The sequence below is a fragment of the Bacteroides sp. RTP21281st1_H5_RTP21281_210402 genome, assembly GCF_040918965.1.
GTDB classification, from domain to species: Bacteria; Bacteroidota; Bacteroidia; order Bacteroidales; family Bacteroidaceae; genus Bacteroides; species Bacteroides congonensis.
In genome coordinates this window covers 217,968-240,383 of record NZ_JBCOWR010000011.1, presented here as the reverse complement: position 1 = coordinate 240,383, position 22,416 = coordinate 217,968, and the positions used below count along the sequence as shown (strand labels likewise).

Here is a 22,416-nt window from a genome sequence, read left to right as displayed (position 1 = left end):
AAGACTAAAAGCGGGATGGGATGAAAAATATTTGTCACAACTTTTACAGGAAAATAATTTTTAATGCGTCTGCCCTGTTACAGGATGACATTTGTCACTGCGCAAGGTGACCACCTGTGTCTGAAGAGACAAAAACCTGTAAAGGTACAAAATTAATCAGCGAAAAGCAAGAGCAGGTATAATAAAGCTGGATATATAAATGCAATATCATTGTCAAACAACATTTCTTTATACCCCCCCGAACGGTGGTTTCGCTTTATTTATCAGCATATACTTGGTGAAATAAAAATTAATTCAGTACATTTGTCTACGCCTACATCTATATAGGAAACATGGAAATAAACGAAATACAGTGCATAAAAGAACTACGCAACGGGTCTTACCAGGCTTTCACCCGAATTTATGAAGCCTATGCCGACCGACTTTACAGCTTCGTTCTAAAACAACTTAAAAATCGTTCCCTGGCACAAGATATTGTTCAGGACACTTTTCTACGCCTATGGGACAACCGCGAACAACTGAACTGTTTCGGCAATCTTCAAGCTTTCATCTTCACTATTGCCAAACACCAGGTTATTGACCATTTCCGCCGGCAAGTCAACGAGCTGCAATTCGAGGACTTCATGGATTATTGTGAAAATCAAGCTACCGACGTATCACCGGAAGACATCCTATTATACGACGAATTCCTGCAACAACTGAAGAATTCAAAGAGAGCCCTTTCGCAACGGGAATGTGACATCTATGAATTGAGCAGAGAAAAGCACATGCCTATCAAGCAAATTGCCGAACAACTGGAGCTTTCCGAGCAAACAGTGAAAAACTACCTGACTTCCGCCTTAAAAGTACTTCGCAGCGAAATGTTGAAATACAATATTATCTTCCTGTTCTTTTTATAATATCACTGCCCACAACGCATCATAGGATGACAAAGCAACATCCTGTCCCACAAAATAATCCGCCCTACTTGATTTTTATGTTATAAAACACAAAGAAATCATAGTACCCTCTTATTTCATTTACGTATAACCAATAGAAATACCCGATAATATGACTGTACGTTTTAAAAATTTATACCGCGAATATATGGGGAAGGGAGTCCCTTCTTCTGATTTTGGAGAGTTCAAGAAAGAACTCGGCAATATGCCTGACGAAGAACTATGGAATACCATGATGGATATGGAAAAAGAATCCGTAACGGAAATCGGGATGCCGCCCATGATGAAAAAGCAGATACGGAAAGAACTGCATCAGATTATATGGAGACGCCGTTGGATACAGTTTGCCAAGTATGCTGCTGTCATCGCTTTGCTTGTCACTTCTTCCTTCGGCATCTATTCCTTATTCGAGACTCCCGATACGCAGCAGATGATTACCGCCAATGTGAAGCCGGGCAGTAAATCGGAAATCACATTGCCGGACGGGACAAAAGTGCAGTTGAACGGTGCCACTACAATCACATATGATGTGAATAACTCCAGGCAACGACTGGTACATCTTTCGGGGGAAGCCTTTTTCGACGTAGCAAAGAATCCCGACTGTCCTTTCAGAGTGATAGCCAACGGCCTGCAAATAGAAGTACTGGGGACTTCTTTCAATGTAAACACCTATAAGAAGGATATCATCGAAACATCCCTGCTCACCGGACGGATTAAAATATCCGGCGGCTCGCTTCCGCAGGAGTATATCCTCACTCCCGGCGAAAAGGCGACCTATTCAGGCACGGACAAGGCACTTAGAATAACGAAAGCCGATGTCCATGTGGAAACCGGATGGTGTGACGATTATCTGATATTCGATTCCGAACCTCTGATTGATGTTATCGAAGAGATAGAGAGATGGTACGGTGTGGAGATAGAGCTAAGATACCCGCAAATCGGACAGGATTTGCTGTCCGGCTCTTTCCGCCATGAAAGCATACAGAACGTAATCCGGTCATTGAGCCTGCAATACAAGTTCAGATATGAGATACATAAAGATAAAATCACTATTTATTAACCCATTGAAAGAAAGGAGCCTATGGAGAACAGCCGGTAATTATATAAAAAAACAACCAAAGAATCGCCCAATCCTTTGGTTGTATGTAAGTCGATAAAATTAATCCATTAAACATGAAAAATAGTATCAACTATGAATTACACAAAGTTAATTTATTCCTTTAGAAAGAGGAGACAGAATCTCCTTATTTTTAGAAACTTTACCATTTTATTTCTTGCGCTGGTTTTATTGCCCGCAGGGGTATTGGCGCAAAAAGGAAATGTGTCGGTGAATATCAACAATGGCACGGTGAAAACGTTTATAAAGGAACTTGAGAAGCAAACCCGGTATACGTTTGTCTACCGCAACAATGTGCTCAACGACCAGGCGAAAGTAACTGTCAATTGTCAGAATAAGCCTATCGACCAGATATTGTCACAGGTATTCACGCCGATGAATATATCCTGGTCGCTCAATAACAATACCATCGTACTGGTAAAGAAAGAAGCGCCACAAAAGAAAAGTGAGAAGAAAACCCTCAAAGGTACGGTGACCGACAGCAGAGGTGAGCCAATCATCGGCGCCAACGTGATACAGGAAGGTGGCGTCGGAACCATTACGGATGTGGACGGAAACTTCACTGTCACGGCAGACCCGGCGAAGCCGTTGAATATATCCTATATCGGGTATAAGAAAAAGGCAATCCGCATCGGGGCTTCTCCGACCATCCACATTGCACTGGAAGAAGACGCGCACGTGATGGATGAAGTAATTGTCATCGGATATGGCTCGAAAACCAAACGGGATGTCACCTCTTCCATCGGTACGTACAAACCGGGAGAAATCAATGTGCACCAGGCATTGGGAGTGGACGAGCTGTTGCAGGGACGTGTCTCCGGTGTCAACATCACCTCGGCATCCGGTGTGCCGGGAAGCAAGAACCGGGTAAGCATCCGGGGAATCGGGTCTATCACCGCAGGCAATGAGCCTTTGTATGTGATTGACGGAGTGCCTATCAACAATACTTCGGGAGATACCGGAGCATGGGGAGCGCAGTCAATGAACGGTCTTAATGATTTCAACCCTGCCGACGTGGAGTCCATACAGATTCTGAAAGACGCCGCTTCCGCCGCTATCTACGGTTCACGTGCTACGAACGGTGTAATTCTGATTACGACCAAGAAAGGAAGCAAAGGTCAGGCAAAGGTGAGCATCGACACGAATGTCAGCTTCTCCAACCTGACAAGAACCGACAAACTCGACATGGCGGATACCGACCTTTTCCTGGAAGTATTGAATGAAGCCATTGACAATTATAATCTCCAGACGAACAGTACGCAAAGCCGCATCGACAATCCGGCTCCGGGAAAGGCACAGACCAACTGGCTTGATTTGGTACTTCGTACAGCAGTCACTTACACTACTACGGCTTCCGTATCCGGCGGGACGGATAAAACCAACTATTACCTGTCAGCCAATTACAAGCATAATGAGGGGGTGATTATCAATAATCAGCTCAAACGGTATAACTTGAAAGTCAACTTGGACACGGAAATCAAGAAATGGTTGAAAGTGGGTACTTCGCTGAACTTGAGCTATTCACGCAATAACCGTGTGCCTACCGGTTATAATATCGGTACGAGCGTAATAACCCGCGCCATCGAACAGCGTCCCTGGGATTCTCCTTACCGTCCCGACGGAGAGTATGCCGTAGGCGGAACGGAACTTGCCAATCACAACCCGATACAAGCGCTCAACGAAGAAGATGTGTATATTGACAACTACCGTGCGCTCGGTTCGCTCTATATGCTGTTCAACATCACGAAAGACCTGAATTTCAAGACAACTCTCGGAGAGGACTTCAACTACAAGGAGGAACATATTTACTATACAGACAAGCATCCGTATGGCAACAAAGTAGGCAAGCTGATTGACGGACGAAACTCCTACGCAAGTACTTTGTGGGAAAACGTGCTGACTTACAAGCATTCATTCGAGGAAGACTTCTCACTGGATGTCATGCTGGGACATTCCATACAGAAAGACGTATCGTCCTCGTCCGCACAGACGGGCATCGGATTTCCTTCTTCTTCTTTCGATGTGAATTCCGTTGCCGCTGAATTCGCGGATGTAAGTACAGGGCTTTCATCGTTCCTGCTCCAGTCATTCTTCGGCCGTGTGAGCTTGAACTATAAAAACCGCTATCTGCTGACCGGAACGATGCGCGCAGACGGTTCTTCCAAATTTATATCCAACAACCGTTACGGATATTTCCCATCGGTCAGTGCCGGATGGAACTTGGGAGAAGAATCCTGGTGGAAGTTTCCGCAGACGGATATCAAGTTGCGTGCCAGTTGGGGTTGCACGGGTAATCAAGGCGGTATCGGTTCTTATGCCTATCAGGCACTGGCCGGCGGCGGTTACAACTACAACGGAGAGAATGGTCTGGGACTGACTACCGCAGGCAATCGCGACCTTAAATGGGAGAAAGCACAGCAAGGGGATATCGGTGTAGACCTTTCATTCTTCAAAGGAGCTGTCACGTTCACAGCGGACGCATTTATAAAGGATACGAAGGATTTGCTTTATCAGAAGCCCACTCCTGCCACATCGGGCTATACGAGCCAGGTATGCAACATCGGTTCCATGCGTAACAAAGGACTTGAGTTCACATTGGGAGCTAATTTAAGCAAAGGGGCTTTCTCGTGGCATTCGGACTTTAATATCTCTTTCATCAGGAACAAGCTGACCGCCCTTCTCGACAACAACGAGATATTGACGACCAGTTCCATGCACGCCCTGAAAGTAGGCGAACCGATAGGTTCTTTCTATATGATTAAATGGAAAGGAATTTACCAGTCGGACGATGAAATCCCTGCCAAGATTTACGAACAGGGCGTAAGAGCCGGAGACTGTATCTACGAAGATGTGGACGGCAATGACGTCATCGACGAGAAGGACAAGCAGTTTGTAGGTTCTGCCAACCCTAAATTCACCGGTGGCTTCAACAATACATTCAAATATAAAGGGCTTGACCTGAGCGTATTCTTTACCTTCTCATCAGGGAATAAGCTGTATGAGCTTTGGACGGGTGGTCTGCGAATGGGCAACGGCACATGGCCGATACTGAAATCTTCCGCAGAATCCCGCTGGACAGAGCCGGGAAGTACGAACAAGAATCCGCGTGCCATCTACGGCTATACATGGAACTCGACAAAATTTGTCAATACCCGGATGCTGCACGACGCGTCCTATATCCGATGCCGCACCGCTTCTATCGGTTATAGCCTGCCCAAAAGCTGGATTAACCGGATACATATTGACAATCTCCGTGTCTATTTCCAGGCCGACAATCTTTTCGTAATCACGAAATGGCCGTATCTCGATCCGGAAGTAAATGTAAGCCTTAGCGCCACCAATATGGGATACGATTATCTCTATCCCTCACAGCCGCGCACGTTTACAATAGGTGTAAATCTTAAATTCTAACAGCCATGAAGAATTTTATCATATCGCTAACAGCACTACTATTGGTATTTGCCACAAGTTGCAACGAAATGGATCAATATCCCCACAACGCAGTATCCAGTGACAACCTGACTGAAGAGGATGCACGGTTACTGCTTACAGGGCTCTACTTTTATATGCAGAACAAGCCGACAGCAAACGGTTATCTCACGCAGGATGTCGTGGGTGGTGAACTGGTGCGCGGCGGAGCTACCGGACTGAAAGACCCGATATTACTGGTCAAAGACCTTGTAACTCCCGAAAGCGGCTTTGTCAGCGGGCCGTGGGACGGTTTTTACACGGCTCTCTATCAAGTTAATTCACTGATTGTCTCCCTGAATAAGTTGCCTGACACATCTTCCAGGAATGAGATACTGGGAGTAGCCAGTTTCTTCCGGGGATTGCTTTATTACAATTTGGTCAGCCGCTATGGTGAAGTTCCTATTCTCGAAGCTCCCGTTTCAGGGGATATTGCCGCATCGTCAGAAGCGGAAGGATGGAGTTTTGTGGAAAAGAATTTCCAGACGGCTATCGACTACGCGCCTGTGTTTACAGATAAGAATTATGTCTCCAAGCAGGCGGCAAAGGCTTTGATGGCACGCACCAAACTCGCCCAAGGGAAAATGACGGAAGCTGCGAAATTAGCAGAAGAAGTCATTGGGGACGCTAACTTCTCACTAGCGGATTTCGACCAGATTTTCCGCGGAAAAGCAAACAGGGAAGAAATTTTCACGTTCGCCAACCTGCTCAACGAATCCAGTGTCAATCTAAGCGCGTCTCTTTATTCGCGTTCGTCGGCAAATGGCGGCAGTTATACGTATGCACCGACTACCAAAGTGATGAATATGTTCGAACCGGATGATAAACGTACCGCCATCTCTATTGATATGCAGGAAACGAACGAAGTCATCAACAAGTATTCGGGCGGAGAAGTCACCACTGACCCGATTATCATTACCCGTCTGGGAGAAATGTATCTGATTAGCGCCGAAGCGCAAGGACTCGCCAAAGGGCTCGGCCGGCTGAATGAACTACGCAAATTCCGCGGACTTGCTGCCGTGCATCCCGCAACTGAGGGTGAATTTATTGATGCGATTCTTCAGGAACGTCGGGTAGAATTACTGGCCGAAGGATTCCGCTGGTTCGACCTGGTGCGCCTCAACCGACTGGAAAGTGACCTTGGATTCGAACGCAAATACAACCGTTTGCCTATTCCGGCAAAAGAGAGGTCTCTCAACAAACTTCTAAATCAAAATTCATATTGGGCTAACTAAAAAAATAACAAAGATGATGAACTTATTAAACTACATACAGATTCTGTCTTTCCTGTTACCGTTTGCATTTTTAAGCTGTTCAAACGATACAATCAAAGACATTCCCTACACTCCGCAAACCGAAATAGGCAAGAAATTATTGGCTAACAGCGAGACTGTCGCACGTGTATATACTGATACGAGCTTTGTCGTGGCATTAGGCGTGACGGAGACGGATATCCATTTTCAGAAAGCAGACAGCCGCTCCACCCATCTATTTATAATCGACATTGACTTGAATGTGCCGGGAGTATCGCTCGAAGTCGGTATGCCATATGATGCCGATGTACGCAATAATTTCCAGCGTCAGACGCTTACGGAAATGGCTGATTACGCCGACCGTCCGTGGCATCGGGTGGCTGCGATGGTTAATGCCGACTTTTGGGATGTCAGTACAATGGACATCAGAGGGCCGATTCACCGCAACGGCGTAATTCTGAAAAACTCGTTTATCTATAAAGAGTCACTTCCCCAACAGGCTTTGAGCTTCATTGCGTTGACGAAAGACAATAAGATGGTGATTGCGGACTCGGTGGAATATCGGGGTATGCAGTACAATCTTAAAGAAGTAACGGGAAGCGGAGTCATCGTATTGCGCGACGGGGAAATATCCGGTGGAACTTACAAAGGTATCGACCCACGTACGTGTGTCGGATATTCAAATGATGGTCATGTCTACTTTATGGTGGTAGACGGACGTGTGGAGTTCTACTCATACGGATTTACTTATCCCGAAATGGGTTCGATAATGAAAGCGTTGGGCTGCTCGTGGGCTGCGAACTTAGATGGCGGCGGGTCTACCCAAATGCTTATCCGCCACCCGATAGCGGATATATTCCAAATACGGAATCGTCCTTCCGACGGGCAGGAACGTCCTGTCGTAAATGCTTGGATGGTAACAGTCAATGAACCTTAAAAAACGAAAGAGTATGAAGAATTCAATATTGATTTTATCTGTCCTATTCTGCTGTAACCTGTTCTTCGGATGCTCAGATTCTGACGAGACAGATTCCCGGCAATTTCCCCCGAAACTAATATCCATCATTCCGAAAGCCGGTTCGACAGGGGGTACTGCCATCATCTCAGGAGTTTATTTCTCTGAGACAGTTACAGATAATAAAGTCTTTATCAATGGTGTTCAAGCGGAAATATCCGATGCGACTATCAATCGCTTAGTCATCACTCTTCCCGATAATCCCAACGGAGAATACACGGTCAAAGTGAGTGTCAAAGAACAAACCGTGGAAGGACTAAAAATCACCTATGCCACGGCACCCGCTCCGCCTGAGTTGGCAGTACTGCAAGTAATGCCGTCATCAGCTTATGCAGGTGACGAAGTACTCCTTATCGGACAATGTTTCAGCAGTTCTGTTGATGAAAACGAAGTTACCATCAACGGAATGAAAGCAGAAGTAAAAGAGGTTATTTCTTCCAGTCAACTCCGTATCATCATTCCGGACACCCAGGAAGGGACCTACCCTATCCGGGTAAAAGTCGGGAATAAAGAGGCAAACAGCCCGTTGTTTACCTACCTGCACATCATTACACTGACAACGAATTCCCTGACACCTATCACCGGAAATCCCGGAGACGAAGTAGTGCTGACAGGTGAAGGATTCGGCAGTAAGCCAAGTGACGTGAAAGTTACGGTGAATGGAAAAGAGGCAGAGGTAAAAGAAGTAACTCCAGGCACACTAACTATTGTGATGCCGGAAAACGAACCAGGAAGATATCCAGTCGTGGTGACCACAGAAGAAAAAACAGTAGGCAATCTGAGTTTCACCTACTTAGACAAGACTACGTATACGGTAGTTACCGTAGCAGGAAGTGGAACAGCCGGTAGTGCCAACGGGACAGGAGCCGCCGCTTCTTTCAAATTCCCGGAAACTCTTTCTCTCGCTCCGGATGGCAGTATCTGGATTGTAGAGCGCAACAATGCTGTTCGCCGTATGGACAAAGACTTTAATGTAACCACCGTAGCTTCGGGCGCATCATTCAAATCGTCCTATTCCGGTGCCTTCGACAAAAATGGAAATCTCTACGTAGCCAATAAGGACTTAAAGAATATTGTCAAGGTTACGGCGAATGGTACCACCACTGTCTTCACATGTCAAACGACATTCTCAGCTCCCATGGGTATTGCTTTTGATAATGACAACTGTCTTTATGTAGCCGACCGAGACGCGAAAAAGATATTCAAACTGACTATCGACGGAGAACTTCGTATGACTTATGACATGTCAGACGAGAAGCAGGGGCCGTGCGCCATTGCCGTAGACAAGAAAGGACGCGTACTTGCAGCCAACGGCGCCTCTTTCAAGTTGTTTATGTTTGAAACAGACGGAACGAAACGAACCATCTTTGGAAACGGAATAAAGCCTGTAGCTGAGACTTACTCAGATGGAGAGCCGGGTGATTTATCCAAAGCCACCATGGGAATTGTATTCGGCAGTCTGTCATTCGATGATTCGGGAACACTCTATTTCGGTGACTGGAATTGCCACACCATCCGCTCTCTGACACCTGACGCTAACGGCGACTATTCGAAAGGAACATTAAAAACAATTGCAGGCCTACCACTCAAGCCAGGCAAAACGGACGGGGCAGGTCAGAATGCCACCTTTAAAAATCCGGCCGGTTTATTGGTCAACGGCAATATTATTTATGTTGCGGATGAACAAAACAATTTGATTCGTTCCATAACTATTAATAAATAGAAGATTATGAGAAAGATATACATACTACTGCTTTCCTGCCTGCTTTTATCCACCTTTGCAGCATGCAGTGACAACGACTACAAAGCATCGGTAACAGAGCTCAGATTAGTTCTCGTAAAGCCGACCAATGTCTACTCCGGCGAAATAGCTACGATATTAGGACGTAACTTCAGCCCTATGCCGGAAGAGAACGCTGTCTTCATCAATGACAGGCAAGCGACGGTAATAGAAGCCGCCAAAGACGAACTGAAAATCATATTGCCCGAAATGGCTCCGGGAAAGTATTCTATCCGCGTCAAATCCCCTTCAGGCGAACTGACAGGACTTGAACTTAATTATCTCAAGACTCCCGACCAAGAATATATCGTCCAGACCATCGTAGGCCAAAAAGGCATCTTCGAGATGAAGGACGGCGTAGGAAGCGAAGCAACGACCAAACTACCCACCGGAATCGCCTTTGCTCCCGACGGCAGCCTTTGGTTTACAGAACGCGGGTATAACTGGATACGCCGGATTTCACCAGATTTCCTGGTCACTTCGCTTCTTGATGTGGCTGTAGACAGTAAAAGTGCCATCTGGCAAGGCGGATTTGACTCGAAAGGGGATTATTATTTTATTGATAAAGGAAAAGGAATGTTGCGGAAAGTTGAAGCCGGCAGCATGACCGTTTCAACTGTTGCAACCGATATGAAGAGTCCGATGAACGTAGCATTTGATGATGAAGACAACATATATGTATCGGCGCGTGACAATAAAGCAATTTATAAATTTACCCCTTCGGGTACGAAAACGACTTTCGCAACTCTCAATGCTTCGCCGAACTACATTGTATTCGACAAGAATAAAAATATGATTGTCGGCACTTCCAGTAGCTACGCCTTGATTCAGATTAGCCCGGACGGTACTCAAAAGACGATTGCAGGGGATGGTGTAAAAGGTCAGGAATATTATGACGGTGAGCCCGGCAATCCGCTTACTGCCAAAGTAGGCGCGACTTTTGGTGTGGCTGCCGGCTCGGACGGATGCTTATATATCTCTGACAATACCTATAATTGTATCCGCAAATTAACTCCCGACACAAATGGAGACTACTCGAAAGGAACATTAGAAACGATAGCAGGTTCCGGCAAAGCCGGGTTTGCCGACGGAAAAGGCTTGAAGGCTACTTTCAATCAACCGTATGAAATCATTATTTCGGAAGACTGCAAGACGATGTATGTGGCAGGTTCTGTCAACTATCTGATCCGGCGTATCACTGTCAAATAATCAAATGTCCTACGAGAGGACGACAGGCTTTATCAAGTACTGTTTTCAGGAATAACTTAGCACATTTACCAAAAAAGGTCAACTCACCCTCATGAGTTGGCCTTTATTACTTCTATCTTTCTGCTTCTATCAGTATTGTTTTTCCATTATGATAGCTTTTTTCTGTTTTCTTCATCATCTTTTATTCCTGTTATTCATCTCTCGCTTCTGTTATTCATCCGTAAACTTGATTTTCAGAATCTTGCCGATAGCCGGTTTATACTTCTTCAACATTCTGTCGAATCCCAAATCATTCGGGTGAGTCCCGTCAACGGTTCCTTCATGATCTGTACCCAAAAAGCTGTCCTCTTTGATGAAATACAGGTTCTTGACGTTCTTCTTACGCAGTACTTCTATCTGTCCGGCAATGGCTTCATTCTGCTGCTTCACATTTTCACGGGCTTTCAGGTTGAAATTACCCGTTTCACGGATCAATGTCTGTATCACGATGATAGGAGTATCCGGATGTTTCTGGCGCAATGTCATTACAAAATCGACAGTACGTTCAGTAATCTCTTTGGGAGAAGGATTGGGAATACAATCCAGGATAAAGGCGTCCGCGTCTATATCCGCCAACATTTCGGCAACTTCTTTCTCCATCTTTCCGTTACCGCTCAATCCTAAATTAATAAAATTATATCCGCTGCTACGGGATAAACGGGACGGGTAAGCCATACCGGGACGGCTGGCGGATGCTCCCTGCAAGATACTTGACCCGTACACTACTATTTTTTCTTTGAACGGATTCTGTCCTTTGCGTATATACGAATCGGAAGGAACTCCGATTTCAAGACTTTTCAGTTCATCATATAAAGGGAGGTACAGCAAACATTCTTTTTCTTCAGTACCCATGTTATCGACAAGTACTCTTTCCGTAGTCACGCCGCCCGGCATTCCTACTCCTGCAAACTGCCATTTTCCATCCCGCTTGATGTATAAGTCCAGCCCTTTCTGAGCGACTCTCGTCAGATTAGGTAATTGCGGATTATCAGGTACAGTCCATTTTGCCTTTATCACCGGACTATTCGTAGTAAAAGAAATAGCCAGACCGGCAGAGTTCGTAAATAGTTTCTTCACCCTGGGCGGCATTGAATGGTACTTCGCGGTGTCTACCCGATGGAAATATTCACCTTCGGTAGTTGCTTTACCCACCAGTAAAAGGTCTTGTGCCGATGTATAGGTAAAGTTCTTCTTTTGTTGCGCGGACATGGCAAGAGGCAGCATCAGCAAACCTAAGCAAATCCAAACATTCCGTGTCAAGTTTTTCATGGTCAATTTAATATTAGTGGTTTATGAGTGGTTCTATCATGTCAGGACAGTATCATACATTATTTATAAATCAACGTAGACAAGTATTCTTCTGCAAACATTTCATTGGCAACTTCCAGTAGTTGTTCTGCCGTTAATGTCTCTATACGTTTAAAGACAAGCTCCGGCGATTCGTGCTTATGGTAATGCAGGTATGTTTTCGCCATTCCCAATGCATTATTCTCAAAATTATCGGATGCCACTCCTATTTGTCCGATAAGCTGCTTTTTGGCTGCCGCCAATTGTGAAGAGGTCATCTTCGTGTCCCGCATTCGTTTCAATTCTTTATAAGTGAGTTTCAGGCAGGTGTCCATATCTTCGACATCTGTCCCAAAGTAGATGCAGAAAGCTCCTGTATCGGTATAAGAAGTCAGGTTGGATTCAACATTATAAACCAGTCCTCTACGCTCACGGAGAGCCACATTCAGTTTGCTGTTCATGCCGGGGCCGCCGAGAACGTTATTCAGCAGATAGAGGGCAGTACGTTTATCATCATAGGCGTTGTAGCCACGGCTGCCGATCATTACGTGTGCCTGATGCGTATCTTTGGCAATCGTTAAATGTTCGGGAACATAAAGTGGAGGGGGTACACGGTGATTATTCACTTCCGCGGCGGGAATATCCGACAGGTATTTCTCCGCCAGGCGGATTATTTTCTTGAAGTCGTATTGTCCCTGAACGAAGAAGACCATATTCCCCGGTTGATAGTACCGGCGGGTAAATGAAAGAACATCTTCGGTGCGGAAACTCCGCAGAAGCTCCGGTTTGCCCAGAATGTTTCTCCCCAACGGATGGTTGCGGAATATCATATCTTCGAAATCATCGAAGATGAGTTCGGAAGGATTATCTTCGTACGATTGGATTTCGTCAATAATGACTTCCGTTTCTTTTTCTATCTCGTGTTGAGGAAAGGTAGAATGGAATACAATATCCCCCAGCAGTTCGAGTGCACGCTCTAAATGTTCAGTCAGGAAAGCGGAATAGACCACTGTTTCCTCCTTGTTGGTGTAGGCATTCAGATCACCGCCCACATTCTCCATCCGGTTGAGGATATGCCAAGCTTTTCGCTTCTCCGTTCCTTTAAAGATGAGATGTTCCACAAAATGAGCCATCCCCTGTTCGTTCTCCGCCTCATCGCGCGTTCCGGCATCAATGGCGAAACCACAATAAGCTACTTTTGAGAGAGTCGGTTCATGGATAATACGCAGGCCGTTGGGGAGTGTATATACGTTAGATTGCATTGTTTTCTGGTTCCTTATTGAATTATGGTACAAAAATACAATAAAACTTATTGCTGTTTATAGAAAATTGCAGATATTTGTGGACTATAACAGTTACAACGTATATGGAAAAGATAGGAATATTCTGTTCTGCCTCTGAAAACATTGACAAAATGTACTTTGAAAGTGCCCGCCGAATCGGCGAATGGATGGGGAAAACAGGTAAAACGTTGATTTACGGAGGAGCCAACCTCGGACTTATGGAATGCGTAGCCCGTGCCGTGAAAGAGAACGGCGGGAAAGTCATCGGGGTAGTCCCTTCCAAACTGGAAGAGAAAGGCAGTGTAAGCAACTGCCTGAACGAAGTGATTCGCACCCATAATCTAAGTGACCGGAAAGATGTGATAACCGAGAAATCGGATATACTGGTGGCATTGCCGGGTGGCGTGGGCACATTGGATGAAATATTTCATGTGATAGCCGCCGCTTCCATCGGATACCATCATAAAAAGGTGGTCTTTTACAATGAATACGGTTTCTACGACGAACTGTTGAAAGCACTCAAAACATTAGAAGACAAAGGGTTTGCCCGGCAGCCTTTTTCCACCTATTACGAAGTAACAAACACCCTGGAAGAATTGAAAGAAAAAATAAACTGATTATATGATAGACTCCATCAAACAACTTTTGCAACAGGAAGCACAAGCCGTGCTCAACATCCCTGTAACAGACGCTTATGAGAAAGCCGTACAACTGATTGTAGAACAAATACATCAGAAAAAGGGGAAATTAGTAACTTCCGGCATGGGAAAAGCCGGACAAATTGCAATGAACATTGCTACCACTTTCTGTTCCACCGGTATCCCATCCGTTTTCCTGCATCCCAGTGAGGCACAACACGGTGACTTGGGTATCTTACAAAAGAACGATTTACTGCTGCTTATCTCTAATTCAGGCAAGACACGCGAAATCGTAGAATTAACACGCCTTGCCCATAATCTGGACCCGGACTTGAAGTTTATCGTTATTACCGGAAACCCCGACAGCCCGCTGGCACACGAATCGGATGTCTGCCTGAGTACCGGCAAGCCGGCTGAGGTCTGCGTTTTAGGAATGACGCCTACTACCTCAACCACCGCCATGACCGTTATCGGTGATATATTAGTAGTGCAGACAATGAAGGAAACCCAATTCACCATAGAGGAATATTCAAAACGTCATCACGGCGGTTATCTGGGAGAAAAATCAAGATCGCTATGCGAAAAGTAATCGGCATCGGAGAGACAATCCTCGATATCATCTTTCGAGGTGATCAGCCTTCCGCAGCCGTACCGGGAGGCTCTGTGTTCAACGGCATCGTATCCTTAGGACGGATGGGAGTAAACGTCGGTTTCATCAGCGAAACCGGCAATGACCGTGTAGGGAACATTATCCTGCAATTCATGCGTGAGAATAATATCCCGACGGATCATGTGAATGTATTCCCCGACGGTAAATCACCGGTATCTCTTGCTTTTCTCAACGAACAAAGTGATGCCGAATATATTTTCTACAAAGATTACCCCAAGCAACGCCTGGATGTCCTGTTTCCAAAATTGGAAGAGGATGATATTGTCATGGTAGGTTCATACTATGCCCTGAATCCGGTATTACGGGAAAAGATTCTCGAATTACTCGACCAGGCAAGGGAGAAAAAGGCCATTATCTATTATGATCCGAACTTCCGTTCTTCGCACAAGAATGAAGCAATGAAACTGGCACCGACTATCATCGAAAACCTGGAGTATGCGGACATTGTACGCGGTTCTTTAGAAGATTTCCTTTATATGTATGGTATGCAGGATGCCGACAAGATATACAAGGATAAAATCAAATTTTACTGTCCACGGTTTATCTGTACCGCAGGCGGAGAGAAAGTTTCGCTACGCACCAACCTGGTCAACAAAGATTATCCGATTGAGCCGCTGGAAGCTGTCAGCACCATCGGAGCCGGTGATAATTTCAATGCGGGACTGATTTACGGACTATTAAAATACGATGTCCGTTACCGAGACTTGAATAACCTGAACGAAGAAGTATGGGATAAAATTATTCGGTGCGGAAAAGACTTTGCAGCCGAGGTTTGCCGCAGTTTCAGCAATTCAGTGTCAGTGGAGTTTGCGCAGAACTATAAATAATCCTTCATTAGCTGCAAGTACAGTGCCCGTTCGCACGTAAATTACTATTAACTTTGGCTAATTATCGCAAAGGAATTACCATATCTTCCGGTAATTCCTATCTTTGCGTATATGATTCACTCAGACAAAGAAACTATGTATAAGAACCTGTTTAGCTGGCTTACCATTTTGTTAGTACTCCCGTCCTGCTCCGGTATACAACCGACCATATCGGTGGTATGCGAAGAAAACAACGTGGGAAACTGCGTGATTAAATGGGAAACGGCACCAGTACTGAAAGGACAGGTACGAGTATATGCATCTACTTCCCCCGAGTTGATTCCCGAAGACTCTCCCGTAGCGATGAGCAAAATATCCAGCGGCAAGATGACCATTGTCACTGACGACCCGTCCCGACGCTATTATTATTTGATGGTGTTCGATAATAAATACAGGGTCAAGGTGGCTACCCGCAACATTAATATTCCCGGTATCCAGAATTTCCGTGATTTAGGCGGATATAAATCCGTCGATACAGGGAAATCAGTCAGTTGGGGAATGCTCTACCGCTCTGCACAGATAGATAGCATTCCGCCCTGCTCCCGCCGGGAACTGAAGAATATGGGCATACGGACTATCATAGACTTACGTGCCGAAGAAGAGCGGCATAACTATCCGCAGCTACATGATGATGAGTTTAAGATTGTGCATATTCCCATCCCGACAGGAAATATGGATAAAATCCTGCAAGGGATTCAGGAAGAGAAAATAAAAAGCGATACCATATATCGCCTGGTGGAGCGGATGAATCGTGAATTAGTGATGAACTATCAGAAGGAATTCAAAGAATTATTCTCTGTTTTGCTCAATCGTGACTGCTATCCGGCTGTGATTCACTGTACATCGGGGAAAGGGCGCACGGGAATCGTTTCCGCCTTGTTGCTTGCCGCCCTGGGTGTCAATGAAGACGTGATAATGTCAGATTACCGGTTGAGTAATGATTATTTCAATATCCCCAAGGCTTCAAAATATGCTTATCAACTACCGGCAAATTCGCAAGAAGCGATCACTACGATCTATTCGGCTAAGGAAGATTTTCTGAATGCCGCAAAGGAACAGATTGAGTCAGAGTATGGAAGCGTACAAGACTACCTGAAGAAAGGGATAGGACTTTCTGCCGAAGAAATAGAAGAGTTACGCAGTATCCTGCTGGAATAAATGGCAAATCGTAATTAATAATTCGTAATTATTCTCTATCTTTGTGCCCGAAATAAAAGATATACAGAGATTTAATGAAGACATTTGAAGAGCTTGGCGTTTCTCCGGAGATACGTAGAGCAATTGAAGAAATGGGATACGAGAATCCCATGCCGGTACAAGAGGAAGTGATTCCGTACCTTTTAGGAGAAAATAATGATGTAGTAGCTCTTGCACAGACAGGAACAGGTAAAACAGCCGCATTCGGACTGCCCCTGCTCCAACAGATTGACGTAAAGAATCGAATTCCACAATCGCTTATCCTCTGCCCTACCCGTGAGCTTTGTCTCCAGATAGCGGGAGATTTGAACGATTATTCCAAATACATTGACGGACTGAAGGTGCTGCCTGTATATGGCGGTTCTTCTATTGACAGCCAGATACGCAGCCTGAAACGGGGTGTACATATCATCGTTGCCACTCCCGGACGTTTGCTGGACTTGATGGAACGCAAAACCGTATCCTTATCTACCATCCGCAACGTGGTGATGGACGAAGCAGACGAAATGCTGAACATGGGATTTACGGACAGCATCAACGCTATCCTGGCTGATGTGCCGCAGGAACGTAATACATTGCTTTTCTCGGCTACTATGAGCCCGGAGATTGCGCGTATTTCAAAGAATTACCTGCGCAATGCCAAAGAAATCACTATCGGCCGTAAGAACGAGAGTACCAACAACGTAAAACACGTTGTCTACACCGTACAGGCTAAAGATAAATACGAGGCGCTAAAACGTATCGTAGATTACTACCCGCAAATATACGGTATCATTTTCTGCCGTACCCGTAAGGAAACTCAAGAAATCGCCGACAAATTAATGCAGGAAGGCTACAATGCTGACTCGCTGCATGGCGAACTTTCACAAGCGCAGCGGGACGCTGTTATGCAAAAGTTCCGTATCCGTAATCTGCAACTGCTCGTTGCTACGGACGTAGCTGCCCGCGGTCTGGACGTGGACGATTTGACTCACGTTATCAATTACGGCTTGCCTGATGATACGGAAAGCTACACTCACCGTAGCGGACGTACGGGACGTGCCGGAAAGACCGGTACTTCTATCGCTATCATCAATCTCCGCGAAAGAGGTAAGTTAAGAGAAATAGAACGAATCATCGGCAAGAAATTCATTGCCGGAGAGATGCCGACTGCGGCAGGCATTTGCCAGAAGCAGTTGATTAAGGTTATTGATGACCTTGAAAAAGTAAAAGTAAACGAAGAAGAAATCGCGGACTTCATGCCGGAAATCTATCGTAAACTGGAATGGTTGAGTAAGGAAGACCTGATAAAACGAATGGTTTCGCACGAATTCAACCGTTTCGCAGAGTATTACCGTCACCGCCCGGAAATAGAACAACCGACAAGTGAAAGCCGCGGTGAACGTGCCGGAAGAGGTGACCGCAAAGAGGGTGGCTTCGAAAAGAGAAGCCGGAAAGCTGCTCCGGGCTTCAACCGTTTATTTATCAATTTAGGTAAAACGGACAGTTTCTTCCCAAGTGACCTTATCGGTTTGCTGAATAATAACACACGCGGACGCATCGAGTTGGGACGCATTGACTTAATGCAGAACTTCTCTTTCTTCGAAGTGCCTGAAAAAGAAGCAATCAATGTAGTGAAAGCCCTAAGCCATGCGAAATGGAACGGACGCAAAGTTGTTGTGGAAATATCCAGCGAGGAAGGCGGAAAAGGACGCGAAAACGGTTCAGGAGAACGCAAAGACGGTAAGCGATTCGGTAAAGGAGAAGAACGTGCGCCACGCTATGAGAATAAAGACAGAAAATCTAAGGATGCGTCTGCCAAAGGTTCAAAACCCGGAAAGAAAGAAAAACCGAGCCGTGCGGAACGAGGATATTCGGATGCCCGCGGACCGAAAAAGAAAGATGACTGGCAGGAGTTCTTCAAAGATAAGGAACCTGACTTCAGCGAAGAAGGATGGGCACGCAGAAAACCGAAGAAGTAAGATTCTAACTAATATATCTCCCGGAATGATTTCCATTCAGCCCGGGGATTACCAAAGTTTAGCCCAGGGCTCACATGAGATGAACCCTGGGCTTATTTTTATTAGCCCGGGGCATACGGTCGTTCTCCCCTGGGCATAATTCCAGTAAATGCATATGTAAGACTACATGAGCTATCTTATCGGGCTATTTTCAATTCTTGTACAAGATTTCCCGCCTTTCCGTATTTCTCCATGATAAAGAGCATATACCGGACATCCACTCCGATACAACGTTGCAAATCGGGTTCAAAAACAATATCACTGCTCATGGCTTCCCAGTTCCCATCGAAAGCCAGGCCAAGCAATTCTCCTTTGCTGTTAAACATGGCACTGCCGGAGTTTCCTCCTGTAATATCATTATTAGAGATGAAGCAAACGCTCATATCGCCTTGTTCATTGGCATATCTGCCGAAGTCACCGGAAGAAAGCAGGTTCAGCAACTCCGGTTGGACGGCAAAGTCAATATCACCGGCATGCTCTTTCACCTTTTCGAATATGCCTTTTACAGTCGTATAATAGTCATAGGTAGCTCCGTCAAAAGGTGAGTAGCCATCCACTGTTCCAAAACTCAAACGCATGGTAGAATTGGCGTCGGGATAGAAATTACGGTCGGCATACATGCGACGCATGGCGGCATTGAACAGCCGCTCGCCTTGCTCTATCTGCTCGGAAGCTTCGGAGATACTTTGATTCATCTCGTAGTATTTCACAATCAGGTCGAGACTCAAGGAAACAGCAGGGTCTTCAATCAGATTATAAGTCGTATCCCGTTCCAGAAAACGTTTCAAGCCTTTTGGAGAAGTTATTTGGGACGTTGCGTATAAAGAATCGACATAAGTTTGAATATTCCCGTTGTAAAGCGTATCTATCCTCTGATACATGGCGGGGAGATATTTCTTGTCGACTTTCTCCTGATACTCCTTGAGCATGGCAGCAAAGACCTCTTTATCAATGGAAAGGTCAAGATTATCATACTTTGCCAATAGTTTCTTCATGCGGCTTACTACCTGTTTTTCTTCTGCCTCAAAGTCGAAGTTCAGGATTTCAAGGGCAAGTTGAACCAATTCAGGGCCATTAATAAACGCCTCGCCGAAATAAGCCAAAGCGTGGTTTGTCTCGCGGCGATTGCTATAACCCAATTCCAAAGAAGAGAATAAACGAAGGAGTTTTTCACGTTCTGACGGGTGCGATTGAATCCATTCACGGAGTGCAGCCTCAGCAATACGTTTCTTTTCCAAGACTTTCAGATGTCTGATGGCTTTATTCGTTCCGATGCTATTCTTCCAGTAATTGGAGCTTTCATCATATTTTGAGGCATATTTGATACGGATATCCGGACGGCGATCCATTTCCCGCTTCCATACAGCCTGTTTCACTCCCCGCACGTCAATCATGGCCTGATTGATGCCATTCATCATTTCCTCAATGCCATACGAGGAAAGATAACGCTCCGTGCTTCCCGGATAACCAAGCGTCATGCAGAACGAGCCTTCCTTATATCCATCCAAAGAGATGGGAGCTACATATTCAGGGTGATATGGGACATTCTCAGGAGAATAATCCGCCGGACCGTTCTTGCTATTAGCATAGATACGAAATACGCTAAAATCACCGGTATGACGCGGCCACATCCAGTTATCCGTATCCCATCCGAATTTTCCGACCGAAGAAGGGGGAGCAAATACCAGACGGACATCATTATAATCCCTGTAAACAGAAAGCCAGAATTCATTTCCTGCGTAATAAGCATCTACTATCCCGGTCAATGTAGAGTCCTTTTCCGAAATCTCCATGCCGATTACATTCATGACAGAATCGACAGCTACCCGGCGTTCTGATTCCGTTTTAGCATGTTTGGCAGCGGACAATACCCGTTTGGTCACATTCTCCGTACGAAGCAGGAAACGAACATACAACTCCGGATTCGGCAGTTCTTCTTCAAGACTACGTGCCACAAAACCATCTTTCAGATAGTCGTGCTCCACTGAAGAATGTTGCTGGATACTGCTGAATCCGCAATGATGGTTGGTAAACACTAAGCCGTCTTCGGAAACAACGACTCCCGAACAAAAGCCGCCAAAGCTGACAACGGCATCTGCAAGACATGGTTTCTTCGGGTCATATAGTTTCTTTACAGGCATCTGCAAGCCAAGTTGTTTCATCACTTGTTCTGTCTGCTTGTTCTTATTGAGATTTCCCAACAACCACATTCCCTCGTCAGCAAAAGCTTTCGAGAGACAGATAGAGAGAAGTACGATGGCGGTTAGTCTGAATTTCATGTTCTTATTTTTAGATTCATTATTCTGTAATCAGTCGCAACTGCTTGGCTCCTACACGGGCTTTCAGCCATTCGCTGATTTTTTGTTTTTCTGTTGTGGACGGATGTTTGGTAAATTTCAGAACAGCCAGTGTCACTGTATCTGTTTTCATCGAATCTACCCGCACTTCGAGCGAATGAGCGATAGAAAGTGTAGTGACAGTAGGATAAAGCACCTTCAATTCGGGCACTAACGTACGGCTCATCGCATCGTACGTCCTGTATTGTTCGAGCGTTGTCTCCAGTTGGGATATCTTCACTTTCTGCTCTTGGAGACGCTGTTCGCTGTTCTTGTAGAAATCTTCCATCACCATGGCACGGATAGAAGAGACATCCACCGCTTCGTTATTCATACCCTGCAATACAATAAGCTTGGTATCTTCGAGCTTATACTCTTTCAACTTGCTACGAGCTATGGAAATGGAAGCATCCGGCACTTCAGACCCAATCAGAACAACACGAAGTTCCTTATGTTCATAACTGATCTTCTTGTCAAGTACCTGTGTATTCTCAAATCCTAATTGTTCAGAAATAAACCGATTGGCAGCAGCTTCGTAGAAGGTACTTTTAATGATACCGAACGTCAGATAGACAGCCGGGCACATCGTCAGAATCACAATCAGGATGATATATTTACGTACTGTCTTCTCACGGGTCTTATCTACAAACTCTTTCCGTTGGAAGTGCATCACGCGAACTCCGAGGAAGGTAGCCAGACTGATGAATACAGAGTTGATAAAATACAGATAGAAAGCTCCGAGAAAATAGATCAGATTACCTGACGCTAATCCGTATCCCGCCGTACAAAGTGGCGGCATCAATGCGGTAGCGATGGCAACGCCCGGAATCACGTTTCCTTTTTCTTTAGTAGAAAGGGCTACAACACCCGCCAAACCACCGAATAATGCGATGAATACGTCATAAATAGTAGGCGATGTGCGTGCCAGCAATTCTGATTGTGAACCGGCAATAGGGGCAAGAAGAAAGAAAATGGTTGCCGTCGTCACACTGAAAGCTGTCGTAATAAGAAAACTCTTCAAAGAGCGTTTCATCAGTTCGAAATCATTCAATCCGACAGACAGGCCCACACCCATGATAGGGCCCATCAACGGGGAAATCAACATGGCACCAATAATGACAGCGGTAGAGTTCACGTTCAATCCAAGTGATGCCATAAAGATGGCGAAGATAAGAATCCATAAGTTGGCACCTTTGAATTCTACTCCTTTACGGATGGAATCGACTGTTGCCAATTCGTTATCCTTATCCTTTTTCAAGTCCAGATATTCATTCAAAAAGGACTTGATGGCAAATTTATTACGCTCATCTGTCTTCATGT

At 45.4% G+C, this 22,416-nt stretch carries 16 protein-coding genes; 12 read left to right on the top strand and 4 right to left on the bottom strand.

Annotation, left to right across the window (positions count from 1 at the left end):
• Positions 1-332: 332 nt before the first annotated feature.
• From AB5443_RS16925 to AB5443_RS16895, 7 genes are all read left to right on the top strand, one after another.
• Positions 333-899 carry an RNA polymerase sigma factor gene (locus tag AB5443_RS16925; protein WP_022137098.1) on the top strand — a complete coding sequence of 189 codons (567 nt, stop codon included), beginning with the start codon at positions 333-335 and terminating at the stop codon, positions 897-899.
• Between the two features lie 151 nt (positions 900-1,050).
• Entirely contained in the window at positions 1,051-1,998 is a 948-nt protein-coding gene (locus AB5443_RS16920) for a FecR family protein (protein ID WP_073346941.1), read from the top strand.
• Between the two features lie 132 nt (positions 1,999-2,130).
• Positions 2,131-5,466 carry a TonB-dependent receptor gene (locus tag AB5443_RS16915; protein ID WP_368113764.1) on the top strand — a complete coding sequence of 1,112 codons (3,336 nt, stop codon included), beginning with the start codon at positions 2,131-2,133 and terminating at the stop codon, positions 5,464-5,466.
• A gap of 5 nt (positions 5,467-5,471) precedes the next feature.
• Positions 5,472-6,758: a RagB/SusD family nutrient uptake outer membrane protein gene (locus AB5443_RS16910; protein WP_368113763.1), complete on the top strand. Its 1,287-nt coding sequence runs from the start codon at positions 5,472-5,474 to the stop codon at positions 6,756-6,758.
• A 13-nt stretch (positions 6,759-6,771) separates the two neighbouring features.
• A complete protein-coding gene (locus AB5443_RS16905; protein ID WP_229087809.1) occupies positions 6,772-7,713 on the top strand; it encodes a phosphodiester glycosidase family protein in 942 nt (313 codons plus the stop codon).
• Positions 7,714-7,726: 13 nt separating this feature from the next.
• A complete protein-coding gene (locus tag AB5443_RS16900) occupies positions 7,727-9,514 on the top strand; it encodes an IPT/TIG domain-containing protein (RefSeq protein WP_368113761.1) in 1,788 nt (595 codons plus the stop codon).
• A 6-nt stretch (positions 9,515-9,520) separates the two neighbouring features.
• Positions 9,521-10,780 carry an IPT/TIG domain-containing protein gene (locus tag AB5443_RS16895; protein WP_368113759.1) on the top strand — a complete coding sequence of 420 codons (1,260 nt, stop codon included), beginning with the start codon at positions 9,521-9,523 and terminating at the stop codon, positions 10,778-10,780.
• Positions 10,781-10,990: 210 nt separating this feature from the next.
• Here AB5443_RS16895 and AB5443_RS16890 read toward each other — a convergent pair whose 3' ends face one another.
• Positions 10,991-12,088: an SGNH/GDSL hydrolase family protein gene (locus AB5443_RS16890; protein WP_195406629.1), complete on the bottom strand. Its 1,098-nt coding sequence runs from the start codon at positions 12,086-12,088 to the stop codon at positions 10,991-10,993.
• 59 nt (positions 12,089-12,147) lie between these two features.
• Entirely contained in the window at positions 12,148-13,368 is a 1,221-nt protein-coding gene (locus AB5443_RS16885; RefSeq protein ID WP_195406628.1) for a pitrilysin family protein, read from the bottom strand.
• Between the two features lie 104 nt (positions 13,369-13,472).
• Here AB5443_RS16885 and AB5443_RS16880 point away from each other — a divergent pair, with 104 nt between their 5' ends.
• The 5 genes from AB5443_RS16880 (at position 13,473) to AB5443_RS16860 (ending at position 18,721) form a co-directional block, all read left to right on the top strand.
• On the top strand, positions 13,473-14,006 hold the full coding sequence (locus AB5443_RS16880; RefSeq protein WP_368113758.1) for a TIGR00730 family Rossman fold protein: 534 nt from the start codon (positions 13,473-13,475) through the stop codon (positions 14,004-14,006).
• A 4-nt stretch (positions 14,007-14,010) separates the two neighbouring features.
• Positions 14,011-14,616, top strand: coding sequence for an SIS domain-containing protein (locus AB5443_RS16875; RefSeq protein WP_022137108.1), 606 nt, complete (start codon positions 14,011-14,013; stop codon positions 14,614-14,616).
• Complete coding sequence (locus AB5443_RS16870) at positions 14,604-15,524, top strand: carbohydrate kinase (protein WP_277131767.1); 921 nt, start codon at positions 14,604-14,606, stop codon at positions 15,522-15,524. The genes AB5443_RS16875 and AB5443_RS16870 overlap by 13 nt, the downstream gene beginning before the upstream one ends.
• 135 nt (positions 15,525-15,659) lie before the next feature.
• Positions 15,660-16,721: a tyrosine-protein phosphatase gene (locus AB5443_RS16865; RefSeq protein ID WP_368113767.1), complete on the top strand. Its 1,062-nt coding sequence runs from the start codon at positions 15,660-15,662 to the stop codon at positions 16,719-16,721.
• 74 nt (positions 16,722-16,795) lie between these two features.
• Positions 16,796-18,721: a DEAD/DEAH box helicase gene (locus AB5443_RS16860; RefSeq protein ID WP_368113756.1), complete on the top strand. Its 1,926-nt coding sequence runs from the start codon at positions 16,796-16,798 to the stop codon at positions 18,719-18,721.
• Between the two features lie 176 nt (positions 18,722-18,897).
• On the opposite strand, the gene AB5443_RS16855 is transcribed toward AB5443_RS16860, so the two are convergent.
• A complete protein-coding gene (locus tag AB5443_RS16855) occupies positions 18,898-21,039 on the bottom strand; it encodes a S46 family peptidase (RefSeq protein ID WP_368113755.1) in 2,142 nt (713 codons plus the stop codon).
• Positions 21,040-21,058: 19 nt separating this feature from the next.
• Positions 21,059-22,414: a TIGR00341 family protein gene (locus AB5443_RS16850; RefSeq protein ID WP_022137115.1), complete on the bottom strand. Its 1,356-nt coding sequence runs from the start codon at positions 22,412-22,414 to the stop codon at positions 21,059-21,061.
• Positions 22,415-22,416 lie beyond the last annotated feature (2 nt).

Bases quoted from the DNA above. Each gene is read 5' to 3' on its own strand.
- AB5443_RS16925 (WP_022137098.1), top strand. From the start codon at position 333: ATGGAAATAAACGAAATACAGTGCATAAAAGAACTACGCAACGGGTCT.
- AB5443_RS16920 (WP_073346941.1), top strand. From the start codon at position 1,051: ATGACTGTACGTTTTAAAAATTTATACCGCGAATATATGGGGAAGGGA.
- AB5443_RS16915 (WP_368113764.1), top strand. From the start codon at position 2,131: ATGAATTACACAAAGTTAATTTATTCCTTTAGAAAGAGGAGACAGAAT.
- AB5443_RS16910 (WP_368113763.1), top strand. From the start codon at position 5,472: ATGAAGAATTTTATCATATCGCTAACAGCACTACTATTGGTATTTGCC.
- AB5443_RS16905 (WP_229087809.1), top strand. From the start codon at position 6,772: ATGATGAACTTATTAAACTACATACAGATTCTGTCTTTCCTGTTACCG.
- AB5443_RS16900 (WP_368113761.1), top strand. From the start codon at position 7,727: ATGAAGAATTCAATATTGATTTTATCTGTCCTATTCTGCTGTAACCTG.
- AB5443_RS16895 (WP_368113759.1), top strand. From the start codon at position 9,521: ATGAGAAAGATATACATACTACTGCTTTCCTGCCTGCTTTTATCCACC.
- AB5443_RS16890 (WP_195406629.1), bottom strand. From the start codon at position 12,088: ATGAAAAACTTGACACGGAATGTTTGGATTTGCTTAGGTTTGCTGATG.
- AB5443_RS16885 (WP_195406628.1), bottom strand. From the start codon at position 13,368: ATGCAATCTAACGTATATACACTCCCCAACGGCCTGCGTATTATCCAT.
- AB5443_RS16880 (WP_368113758.1), top strand. From the start codon at position 13,473: ATGGAAAAGATAGGAATATTCTGTTCTGCCTCTGAAAACATTGACAAA.
- AB5443_RS16875 (WP_022137108.1), top strand. From the start codon at position 14,011: ATGATAGACTCCATCAAACAACTTTTGCAACAGGAAGCACAAGCCGTG.
- AB5443_RS16870 (WP_277131767.1), top strand. From the start codon at position 14,604: ATGCGAAAAGTAATCGGCATCGGAGAGACAATCCTCGATATCATCTTT.
- AB5443_RS16865 (WP_368113767.1), top strand. From the start codon at position 15,660: ATGTATAAGAACCTGTTTAGCTGGCTTACCATTTTGTTAGTACTCCCG.
- AB5443_RS16860 (WP_368113756.1), top strand. From the start codon at position 16,796: ATGAAGACATTTGAAGAGCTTGGCGTTTCTCCGGAGATACGTAGAGCA.
- AB5443_RS16855 (WP_368113755.1), bottom strand. From the start codon at position 21,039: ATGAAATTCAGACTAACCGCCATCGTACTTCTCTCTATCTGTCTCTCG.
- AB5443_RS16850 (WP_022137115.1), bottom strand. From the start codon at position 22,414: ATGAAGACAGATGAGCGTAATAAATTTGCCATCAAGTCCTTTTTGAAT.